The sequence below is a fragment of the Pantoea sp. OXWO6B1 genome, from assembly GCF_001641135.1.
GTDB lineage: Bacteria > Pseudomonadota > Gammaproteobacteria > Enterobacterales > Enterobacteriaceae > Pantoea > Pantoea allii.
Genome location: NZ_LWLR01000001.1, coordinates 3,683,502 through 3,694,231, shown reverse-complemented (window position 1 = coordinate 3,694,231; position 10,730 = coordinate 3,683,502). Strand labels below are relative to the sequence as shown.

Genomic DNA, 10,730 nt, shown 5'->3' with positions numbered 1-10,730 from the left:
TCAGCGTCTGTCGGCCGGCAGTCGCCCGGCTTTATTCACGTCATACCACCAGTTATCCACACCTGTGCTGTAGGCAGGTTTAACGGCAGGATGGGAAAATTTATCCCAAAAGGCAAGCCGCTGCTCGGCGCTATACCACATCGGGATCATATACGCATTCCACAGCAAGATGCGGTCCAGCGCCTGTCCCAACGGCAGCAACGCGTCGGCATCGTCCTGATGAGCGATGATCTGTTTGACAACATTATCGACCATGGGATCTTTTACCCTCGCCGTGTTCCACGAAGACTGAATATAGTCTGACTGCCAGTTGGCCTGCAGATTGCGTGAGGGCGTCGGCATAGCATGATAAATATTACTGACCATATCATAGTCGCCGCTACGCAGGCGGCGCAGGTACTGCGAGCTGTCAATCTGGCGCAGGGTTAACGTGATACCCAGCCGCGACAGACTATGCTGATAGGGAAGCGCCCACTCGCTATTCGCACCGGCAGGCAGCAACAACTCTGCGGTAAAGGGCTGCCCGGTTTTATCGTTCACCAGGCGCTGGTTGTGGATATGCCAGCCAGCCTGATTCAGCAGTGACATGGCCTTAAGCAGGTTAGCGCGATCGTAGCCGCTGCCGTCAGTTTTCGCGGGCGCATAGGCTTCAGTGAAGATTTCAGGAGGTAACTGTGATTTGAACGGTGCCAGTATTTTCCGCTGTGCAGCATCAGGCACGCCTTGCGCCGCGTACTGCGTATTCTGAAAATAACTGCTGGCTCGCTTAAAAGCATTATAAAACAGTGCTTTATTCATCCATTCGAAATCAAAAGCCAGCGCCATTGCCTGCCGTACCCGGCGATCGTGAAACAAGGGTTTTTCATTATTCAGCGCCAGCCAGCGCGTATCAATTGAGGCCGTATTCGGCGTGGTCTCTTTAACGATCTGCTGATTATCGAAGTTACGACCCAGATACTGGGTGGCCCATTTCTTCCCCGACGTTTCTTCCCGCAGATCAAAGGCACCGGCTTTGAATGCCTCAAACGCAACGTTGTCATCCAGATAATAGTCGTAACGCATGACATCAAAATTGAAACGGCCACGATTGACCGGCAAATCCGCCGCCCAGTAGTTTTTGACCCGACTAAATTCAATAAACTGGCCCAGTTTCCACTTACTTACGCGATAAGGCCCGCTCGACAACGGAGGCTGGCTGAGCGGCTCATTGAATTTTTTATTTTGCCAAAACGTTTGAGATATCACAGGGAGCGTCAGCAACCCCAGCATCAGGTCTTTATCCGGGGCCGGTAAGGTGATTCGTACCGTCTGGGGGTTAAGGGCTTTAATTGTTACACCACGATAAAATATTCGGAACTGTGGAACGCCCTCGGTCATAAATTTTTGGAAAGTAAAGGCCACATCGTCAGCCGTGATGGGAGAACCATCGTGAAACTGTGCGCGAGGGTTGAGCGTAATTTCCATCCAACTGAAGTCATCAGGATGCCGGGCTGATTCAGCAATCAGCGGATAGTAGCTGCTGGTTTCGTCATCCGAGGTAGTGAATAAGCTGTCATACAGCGGCCCGGTACCGACGCCAGGGTTGCCTCGTGAGGCATAACGGTTGAAGTTATCGTAAGTGCCGATGACCGACAGGACAATTTTGCCGCCCTTTGGTGCCGCAGGATTCACATAGTCATAGTGACGGAAGTCTCTGGGGTACTTCGGCGATCCCAGTTGAGCAAAGGTGTAACTTGTCTGAACGGGAGACGCATGCAGCGGGGTGATGAGCAAGCTACACAGCAGCAAAATGACAAAGCGGAGCGGCATAAGGGATGTTCTCTCCTGTGAGTGTCTTGCACCGCAGCGATAATCGACGGTGATTAACGCGTGGGTTGACTGTTATGACGTTGAAAATAGTCTCTTACCTGCTCTGGCCGTAACGGCCGACTGAAGAAATACCCCTGTAAATGGGTGACGCCGCGGTTGATCAGCCAACTGGCTTGTTCATCGGTTTCCACACCTTCAGCCACGCTCATCAGGTTGAGCCTTTTAGCCAGTTGTAACACTGTATCCAGCACGGGTGAAGTGATCGTTTCGGTGCCAATACTTTGCACAAATCCACGATCGATTTTCAGATAATCAAAAGGGTACTTTTCAAGATAGATTAACGCACTGTGCCCGGTGCCAAAATCATCCACTGCGATTTTAATTCCCCGCTGATGTAGCCAGTGAAACAGTTCAGTCGCATTGCCGTTTTCAACTACGGCCCGTTCAGTGATTTCGAAGACGTACTGAAAATGATCGTGAGGCATATTGTCCTGCCAGTACAGGACATCGTCACGGAAACTGCAGGCGCTCAGATGCAGGGGGGAAATATTTAAGCTGAGGCAGGTTCCTTTGGGCAAGCTATGACGTAGCTGGTGTGCATCGCGGGCGACCAGTTCAAACAGGTGTCGGGTCAGGGGGATAATTTGGTTTTGTGCTTCAGCGTAACTGATAAAAATATCGGGTGAGACCGTTTCACCGGACGGATGCGTCCAGCGTAGCAGCGCCTCCATACCGTAAGATTTGCCATCCTGAGCCGTAATTAAAGGCTGATACTCGACGCGAAATTCACCACGCCGGATGCCCAGAGTAATTTCTTTACCGGGTCGCTGAACCCGGGTCAGTAAAAACCAACATGTACAGCCAGCGAGTAATGACATCAACAGGCTACTCAACATAATGGTCTGAAAATCGCCTGCGGATAAGGTTGAGCCGTAGAGTGCAAACTGGAACGGCAGCCCGTCCATAGTGATCTGCGTTAACGGTGGAGGGAGTTGATGATTTCTTACGAGAGTGGTTTGCCAGCTGGTCATCGCGGTATTATGCGCGAGTATCGCAATCCCGGTAATTTCAGGATGCGAGGACGCTTTTATTTGGTAATCGGCCAGGCTCAGATTCAAGGTGGTAAAGATGCCAGACTGTAGGGTGCCGGGTTGCTTGATCCATATCGCCAGTACCGGTTTCGTCGGCTGCATAGGGGTACCCGGCAATAAACGGATATCCCGGTCGCGTGTGGTATCGGTACGGGCCGAAATCGCGCTCAGTGGCTGAAAAAAGCTGCCGGTGGCTGAAGAGCAAAAGGCGTTACCGTCTTTCACTAAAATGATGGCGCGTATGTCGCCAGCAAACGCGGCACGCGCAGTTAACTCATGATTGCCGATATAACATTCTGACTTGACGAACGGAAGCAGGGGAGAAAGGGTATCTGTAATCAGCGTCGCCACGTGACGCTGGAAGTCGTTGCTGCTGTCGATGAGCAGCTGCTTATGTTGATTTTCCCGTTGATGTTGGGTCTCGGTAAGTAAAACAGAGGTTAACAACAAAAAAACAGACTGCCAACAATCGCGCTATTCCACGCGATTCGACGAGGATAAGTTGCCTGGCGTATCAGCGCCCGCGACAATGGCATGAAGTGCTTCCCCTGATCAAAATACAAAACTTAATGGTGCGCAATCGCCCGAATATTTGCGTCTGAGAATATAACGAGTCTGTTAATAATGTCTCGTTATTATTTTGATAAACAAGTATTTTTACGCGGATTCGAGGGATTCAAAAAAAAACGCTGCAAAGGCAGCGTTCTGTTTTTCTCTGGCTGAGAGGACGTTCGAGAGTAGCACTAGCTCGGGTTTTTACTTAAGACCCGGCGAGCTTCGCTATAACGCTTTTTCCAGTAGTCTTCATTAAGGCTGGAGATCATGACACCGCTACTGGTTGAGGCGTGAACAAAATTGTCATTGCCGAGGTAGATACCCACATGGCGACCAGTGGAGCCTGCACGAAACAGAACTAAATCACCTGGACGCAGTCTGGTGCGAGAAATTTCTTTACCCGTTCCCTGCTGCTCGGAGGTGGAGCGGGGAAGATCTAAGCCAAACTGTTCGCGGAAAGTGCGCTGAACGAAGGCGGAACAATCAATACCACGCTTGGTATCACCGCCAAGACGGTAACGTACACCTTTCCAGCTTGCGTATTGCTCCATGATGCGCGACTTAACGTCGACGTTACGCACCATCTCTTCGAACTCATCCTGAGACGCTTGAAGTAAAAAACCATTCTGGTTGTTAACTTCATGATTCTCGTTTTTTACGGTGTTATGGGTACTGCTACAAGCTGAGAGAAGTGTTGCCAGCGCCAGAGCGGGCACTATCCGCCAGATATATCTCAGTATTGGTTGAGACTTGACCATTATACGGGTTTTCCTTCGAAGTCCTTACGACAAGATTGTCGCCAGCCAGATGACAAAACGGAATGAGATTAATAAGCCAGTCAGAACAAGACAATGCTTTAATTATAAAATTGTGTAAATCACCACATTTTACCGATGAAAGCGTGCTTAATACTGCTACTTCTTTCTCACTGCGACCGAGATTAACCGATTACAGAGGCCGTGGCGAGAGCTTTTAATCAAATTCTGATAGGTTTTTTTGATACTTATCAAACTTAAATAACTTGTTCACTTTATCAACAGTTATTCAGGGCTGATAACCTGAGGAAAGGGATGATCTGGCGCTAATTCCAGGCATAGTGCGGGTTAACAGAAGCGCGGTAGCGCCGCGAGTGGCGAGGGCTGACGCTAAATGCTGGATTATCATAGGGTTCAGAAAGGGGATTTCTAGTTAGCTTGCTAATTATTCCATTCGGTTTTTTATAAATAAGGGCGGTTTATAATGTAAACATTATTCCGCCCGAGCTAATGAATTACTGTTGGGGTTTATTTTTACCCGGTAATTTGTGATAAAACCAATTAACCAGGTAATCACTTGCCGGGGTTAATAACCACCAACTCAATCCCACCAGCGTAACCGAAAGTGATCCAACGGCAATATCAGTAAACCAGTGTGCACCAGCCATTATGCGTGGAAGAGAAAACACCACCACAATGACCACGCTGACTAAAAATGTGCGAAAGCCAAAATAGCGCCACATAAATGCCGCGAAGATCATCAGCATCATGCCATGATCGCCTGGAAAACTGTCTTTAGACGCGTCTTTGGCTGGAATGCCGGTCAACTCACTGACGCGATGAACCCCTTCAAAAAACAGCGTTGGACTGGCGTGCTTCACCGGTAGCAAATGACCGGCCTGATTCAGGATGACGGCTGTCAGCAACATCGTAATGCCAATGGCCAGCATACGACGTCGGCCTGTCGGTGTTTCCCGTTGCCATAGCCACAGATAGAGCAAGCCCATTACCAGTAATGACACGGCGTCAAAACCGCGGAAGTTGGTGATCGCGACCAGCAGGGCAAAGCCCGGGTAATTAACCATCTCATTATTGAAAGCGAAGAAAATCCCTTTATCGATATCAAACCAAAACCCATGACCGGGCGGTAAATACCAGGAAAAAAACAGCATCATTCCCAGTGCATTCAGCAGCAGGATGGTGACAAGGCGTGTTGCGTGCATAATTCTGCCCTAATAAAAAATAACCGCCGACCTTAACCATGTCAGCTTAAACGAATCTTCAACAAAGCGGATTGTAGACTATTCCAGTCGGCAGATGAGGAATGAATCATCTCAACGCGGCTGTCAGGCGGTGTTGAACCCAGTATTTCAATATGAACGTCTTCTCCCTGACGGTTAATGCTGACGGCACCCTCCGCAATGCGCAGCACGCCTTTAACCCGATCAACTGGGGCAAGCCGTGCCCACTCCAGCAACGGCAGAGTATCAAACACCGTTTCATCATCAAAAATCCAGCCACAGGCAACATAACCCTGACCCTGATTGACCGCCCGACGCCAGGTTGCGTGCCCGTCGAGTCGCATTGCGGCAATACCACTGGTCGGGGCTGGGTGATGATGATAGTGGGCCGGATGCGGAATGGCGCGCGCTTTCCCTCGCGGCCTGTCGAGCAAAGTGAGGGGAATCTGACCAAACTCGGCAGTAACAAACTGACGATCGTCCTGGTGTGCGGCAAGCCACTGCTCCAGGCGCTGCCGATCGGCTTCGCTCCAGCGATCGCGTTTATTGCCGACAATAATGTCGGCGGCGGCCAGTTGATCGCGAAAGTTTTCATTTTTCGCCACGCGTTCATCATTAAGCTGCCGTGCATCCAGCAGGGTAAGCGTTGCCTGCAGTTCGAGCCAGGGCTGATAAACTGGCGAGGTCAGCATCTGTAATAACTGGCGCGGATGGCCCAGTCCAGTGGGCTCAATCAGCAGGCGATCGGGTTTATTCTGCTTTAACAGCCTGTTTAACCCGACCTGCATGGGCAGTCCGTTGACGCAGCACATGCAACCGCCGGGTATCTCCTTCAGGATGGCACTGCTGTTGGCGAGTAACGCACCATCAATACCAACTTCACCGAATTCATTCACCAGCACAGCCCAGTTTTCCTCTTCGGGCTTATGCGCTAACAGATGAAGCAGCGTGGTGGTTTTACCACTGCCCAGAAATCCGGTAAGAAGGTTAACGCGCGTCATGCCAGCGGCTCCTGTAAAATAAAGAAGATGATATTGTTATATTATAACATCATTCAGCCGCCAGCCTGTAGCGCAGGCAATTAGTCTGCGCGCCCCATATAGCGACGTTCTGCCACATGGATTCGGATGCGATCACCGTTGCTGAGGTACTCCGGTACCTGAACAACTAAACCGGTACTCATCCCGGCAGGTTTGGTGCGGGCACTGGCTGACGCGCCTTTAATACCGGGTGAGGTATCCACAATGTCCATGTCCACGGTTTGTGGTAATTCCAGCGCCAGAACCTGTCCGTCCATGGTGAGAACCTGAATGCCAGGAATGCCACCTTCCGGAATGAACAGCAGCTCTTCTTCTATTTGCTCTTTTTTGAAGGCGTAAGGCGTGTAATCCTCATCGTCCATAAAGACGTATTCATCACCGTCAATATAGGAGAAAGTGACGCTGCGACGGCTCAGAGAGATAGCCTCGATAATCTCGTCGCCTTTAAAGCGTTCTTCGACCTTCATCCCGGTACGGACATCGGTAAAGCGCATTTTATAAAGCGTTGCCGCGCCGCGCGCGCTGGGGCTCTGGACGTCAATATCCTTGACCAGCAGCAGTTTTCCATTGTGGGTAACGGCCATTCCTTTTTTAATTTCATTCGCTTTTGGCATTGCTGTTCTCACTCGCAAAGTAATAGTGCGCGCAACGTTACTCGCGCGCCTCTTAACAGGCAAGATAGCGCGAAAAATTTTGTTGTCGATAGCGAGTGGCAGGGCAGAACAGGCCCGTTGTATGAGTAGATAAGCCAGGTTTTACGAGGTCTTCCTCTTGCAACGGCGATTTCAGCATAAACCGCAATGCCGTTCGCTTAAGCGTTGACCTCTTTTTCTGTAAAGGTGATGTCGGGGTAATCCCCATTCTGTTATCGTCCGCGGTTTACCCTATCCCGGATGTGAAAGATGGAATGTCGTACAGATTGCGGTGCCTGTTGTATCGCCCCCAGCATTTCCTCGCCCATTCCTGGTATGCCTCAGGGTAAACCCGCTAATACGCGCTGCATTCAGCTCGCGGATAATAACCTCTGCAAAATTTTTGCATCTCCCCTGCGGCCAGAGGTGTGCGCGGGACTTCAGCCATCGGTTGAGATGTGCGGCAGCAATCGTCATTACGCCATGGAATATCTGATTCACCTTGAGCAGATCACTGCGCCATAACCTTTTTCGTCCTCCCTGTTGTCGAGCTATCACCGCGCGTTTGGTTTTTCCTTCTGTTCGTCCCAAAATCAGGCTGTTAACGATGCGCTGACCAGGCTCTCGGTGGCGCATGGCCAAACCCGGATGCGTCAGAGAAAGGCCAGGCCGGATGATGGCGATGTAACTGACTTCCTTATCGGCGTGATGTTGCCTGGTTAAGGGGATAACTCTTCAAGCGACTTTTCTTTGGTTTCAATCGCGAACAGCAGGGTGATCACGCCACCGATCAGGGCAATGACGGCGAACGTAATGAAAACAAATCTGATCCCAAAACCAGACACAATAAACCCCACCATTAATGGCCCAACAGATGACCCGGCGCGTAGCCAGGCGCTGGAAAAGGCAGTACCTGTCGCCCGAAGCCGGGTCGGATAGAGTTCGGCAGAATAGAGATAAAGTGAGAAGGCGATAGTTTGCAAAATGGCATAGGCGATGCTGCCAAAGATCAGTATCTGCCAGGGCGCATTAGCCCCTAATACACACAGCACGATGAGCGGAATAATGGCCAGCATAAATGCCCAGCTGTACCAGCGCTTACGCCCCACGTGATCGATTTTAAAGGCACAAATTACAGAGGCAATGACGCCGCAGGCCGAGGTGATCCACCCATAGGCCAGGCTGGTTTCTAACGGCAGGTGGAACAGGGTTTTATACATGGTTGGAAACCAGGTAACCATACCGTTATTGATGGTATAAACCGTCAACCACAAACCCCACAGCATAAACGTCCGGGATTTGTAGATACCTGAGAAAAGGGCTTTCACCCCGCTGGATGACGCGGGTATCACCGTTACAGGTTTAATGACGGGCTCGGGTAATGGCATACCACGACGTACAGCTTCTGCCTCGAAGGACTGGACAACTTTTTCAGCCTGTTGATGGCGGCCTTTAGAGACTAACCAGCGCGGAGATTCCGGCATTAACCAGCGCAAAGGTGCCGCCAGGGCTGAGGGGATCAGGCCAATGAGAAACATGATTTTCCAGCCATAAACCGGTACCAGAAAGAACCCGATAAGACCGGCACACATCATGCCAACCGGAAAGATAACTTCATACAGCAGAAAAAAACGGCCGCGTTTCTTTGCACCGACAAACTCGTTGATATAGGCACTGGCGACCGGGACCTCTGCACCAATTCCCAGCCCCTGCAAAAAACGGATAACCAGAATCGACCAGCCGTTCCAGGCGAACAGGCAGGCGGCATCCATGATGACAAACATAATGATGGTGATACGCAAAACACCAATCCTGCCAATTTTCTCTGCCAGCGTACCAAAAAAGAGCGCACCTACCAGTTGCCCGATATAGCTTGCTGCAATGATCAGACCGACAAATGTCGGCGTGAGTCCCCATTCCTGCGTCAGTTGTGGCAGGGCAAACGCGATAGCAATAATGGTATAGGCATCAAAAAAAGTGGACAGCCCCACCACAACACGAATAGCCATTAACCGGCGTGTGATGGGCAATCGCTCAAGCCGCGCCAGTAATACAGATGAATCGGCGGGACTGGCGTGGGAAGCGATAACCTGAGTTGACATAGTGACACCCTGTTTAGTGATGGATAGGGGGCAAACGTGCAAGACAACGACCGTGCCGGAGCCATGCGTTTGCCGCCCACTCACTGATGGTTATTGCATAAAAAAATATGCAAACTGATAATATGAAAACGTTAATGCAATCGTTTTCACATGGGTTATCGTTGGTTTAATATTCTGCTGCGTCAATCAAGCGGCATAGTTAATTGTTAACGAGTTCACATTCCGCTCTCAGGCAATCAAAAAAGCGTGAATCAGGTCATACTCTTTCTCATCGAGTTTGCGGACAGGCTACGGCGGAGGAGAACTATAAGAGCGTAATGGCTGAAAATGGCACCTTGTGAGCATTAAGAGAAGGATAAGTGCGGCACCCAACAGTGCGTGTTAACCGCGTATCCCGTTGTTATCGCGTCTGTTGTATATTGTTGCCGTCTGCAGATGGATCTTTGCCACCCACATTAATCCCCGGAGTGATATATGGATCAGGAAAGCCAGGAAAAGGAACAGTCGGATAAAAGGCTGATAACGATGCGTGATGTTGCCAATGCCGCAGGCGTAAGCATTTCAACCGTATCGCGAATTCTGGATGAAAGGCTTCCACAGTCAAAAAGTGCGTCAGCTGAAAAAGTTCGCCAGGTTGCTCGTGAACTTGGCTATCGGCGCGATTATGTTGCCTCCAGCCTGCGAAGGGGCGATACCGGTACGCTTGGTGTACTGGTTCCCCGCATGACGGATGCGGTGACGGCGATGTTGTTTGAGGCTATCGCCACTGCTGCCTCACGACGCGGCTACTTTGCCATCGTGGCGACCTGTGGTGACGACCCGCAACAGGAAAAAGCGTCCGCTGAATCCTTACTGGACAGACGCGTCGACGGACTGATTCTATCAACCTGCCGTCTGGGCGATCCGCTTCCGCAGACGCTGCGGGAACGCGAAATACCGCACGTACTGGTATTGCGCACCGACGGCGTGAGCCCCTCTTCCGTGGGTGATGACGAAATGGGCGGCTACCTTGCCGCGCGCCATCTGATCGATTTAGGCCATAAAAAAATCGGTATGATTGGTGGGCCGGATTTTGCCTCCAATGCGTTGAATCGTCGGAAAGGTTTTGAACGGGCAATGAAGGAAGCCGGTTTGTCTGTTCGACCAGAGTGGTGTCGTTCCTCTGACTTTAATATCCAGTCGGGCGAAGAGGTGGGGTCGTCGATGTTAAACCATTCCTCGCGGCCTACAGCGATTTTTGCCGTCAATGACGAGATTGCGATTGGCGTGATGGCGGCGGCGCATCATGCAGGGATCACCATTGGCAAAGAGCTGTCACTGGTAGGATACAACGATATTCCTCTCGTCAGCCGGTTGCCTGTCGCCTTAACCTCAGTGCGTACGCCACTGGAGCATATTGCAGGTAATGCCGTGGATATGCTCATCAATGGCAAGAATGAACCACATTTATCGACCATTATTCCCACGCTAATTCCGCGAAAATCCACCGCTTCCCCTCATTAGTA

Annotated in this window: 8 protein-coding genes and 1 pseudogene; 2 read left to right on the top strand and 7 right to left on the bottom strand. The window is 50.7% G+C overall.

The window, feature by feature from the left end:
• The 6 genes and pseudogenes from A6A26_RS19325 to yeiP form a co-directional block, all read right to left on the bottom strand.
• Nucleotides 1-1,809, bottom strand: coding sequence for an extracellular solute-binding protein (locus A6A26_RS19325; RefSeq protein ID WP_063880236.1), 1,809 nt, complete (start codon nt 1,807-1,809; stop codon nt 1-3).
• A gap of 53 nt (nt 1,810-1,862) precedes the next feature.
• Nucleotides 1,863-3,436: pseudogene (locus A6A26_RS19320) on the bottom strand (cyclic di-GMP phosphodiesterase).
• Nucleotides 3,437-3,643: 207 nt separating this feature from the next.
• Nucleotides 3,644-4,213, bottom strand: coding sequence for a bifunctional murein DD-endopeptidase/murein LD-carboxypeptidase (mepS, locus tag A6A26_RS19315; protein WP_063880235.1), 570 nt, complete (start codon nt 4,211-4,213; stop codon nt 3,644-3,646).
• A gap of 512 nt (nt 4,214-4,725) precedes the next feature.
• Nucleotides 4,726-5,433 carry a phosphatase PAP2 family protein gene (locus A6A26_RS19310; RefSeq protein WP_063880234.1) on the bottom strand — a complete coding sequence of 236 codons (708 nt, stop codon included), beginning with the start codon at nt 5,431-5,433 and terminating at the stop codon, nt 4,726-4,728.
• A gap of 41 nt (nt 5,434-5,474) precedes the next feature.
• Nucleotides 5,475-6,452 carry a CobW family GTP-binding protein gene (locus A6A26_RS19305; RefSeq protein WP_063880233.1) on the bottom strand — a complete coding sequence of 326 codons (978 nt, stop codon included), beginning with the start codon at nt 6,450-6,452 and terminating at the stop codon, nt 5,475-5,477.
• Nucleotides 6,453-6,532: 80 nt separating this feature from the next.
• Nucleotides 6,533-7,105 (bottom strand): elongation factor P-like protein YeiP, encoded by a 573-nt coding sequence (yeiP, locus tag A6A26_RS19300; protein WP_063880232.1) that lies wholly within the window; start codon nt 7,103-7,105, stop codon nt 6,533-6,535.
• Nucleotides 7,106-7,393: 288 nt separating this feature from the next.
• Between yeiP and A6A26_RS19295 the strand changes: the two genes are divergently transcribed.
• Nucleotides 7,394-7,648, top strand: coding sequence for a YkgJ family cysteine cluster protein (locus tag A6A26_RS19295; RefSeq protein WP_063880231.1), 255 nt, complete (start codon nt 7,394-7,396; stop codon nt 7,646-7,648).
• A 194-nt stretch (nt 7,649-7,842) separates the two neighbouring features.
• On the opposite strand, the gene A6A26_RS19290 is transcribed toward A6A26_RS19295, so the two are convergent.
• Nucleotides 7,843-9,225 (bottom strand): MFS transporter, encoded by a 1,383-nt coding sequence (locus tag A6A26_RS19290; RefSeq protein WP_063880230.1) that lies wholly within the window; start codon nt 9,223-9,225, stop codon nt 7,843-7,845.
• Between the two features lie 474 nt (nt 9,226-9,699).
• Between A6A26_RS19290 and A6A26_RS19285 the strand changes: the two genes are divergently transcribed.
• The gene (locus A6A26_RS19285; RefSeq protein WP_063880229.1) at nt 9,700-10,728 is read left to right on the top strand and encodes a LacI family DNA-binding transcriptional regulator; all 1,029 of its coding nucleotides are present in this window, start codon (nt 9,700-9,702) and stop codon (nt 10,726-10,728) included.
• Nucleotides 10,729-10,730 lie beyond the last annotated feature (2 nt).

Coding starts and splice junctions, on each gene's coding strand:
- A6A26_RS19325 (WP_063880236.1), bottom strand. CDS start 1,809: ATGCCGCTCCGCTTTGTCATTTTGCTGCTGTGTAGCTTGCTCATCACC.
- mepS (WP_063880235.1), bottom strand. CDS start 4,213: ATGGTCAAGTCTCAACCAATACTGAGATATATCTGGCGGATAGTGCCC.
- A6A26_RS19310 (WP_063880234.1), bottom strand. CDS start 5,433: ATGCACGCAACACGCCTTGTCACCATCCTGCTGCTGAATGCACTGGGA.
- A6A26_RS19305 (WP_063880233.1), bottom strand. CDS start 6,452: ATGACGCGCGTTAACCTTCTTACCGGATTTCTGGGCAGTGGTAAAACC.
- yeiP (WP_063880232.1), bottom strand. CDS start 7,105: ATGCCAAAAGCGAATGAAATTAAAAAAGGAATGGCCGTTACCCACAAT.
- A6A26_RS19295 (WP_063880231.1), top strand. CDS start 7,394: ATGGAATGTCGTACAGATTGCGGTGCCTGTTGTATCGCCCCCAGCATT.
- A6A26_RS19290 (WP_063880230.1), bottom strand. CDS start 9,225: ATGTCAACTCAGGTTATCGCTTCCCACGCCAGTCCCGCCGATTCATCT.
- A6A26_RS19285 (WP_063880229.1), top strand. CDS start 9,700: ATGGATCAGGAAAGCCAGGAAAAGGAACAGTCGGATAAAAGGCTGATA.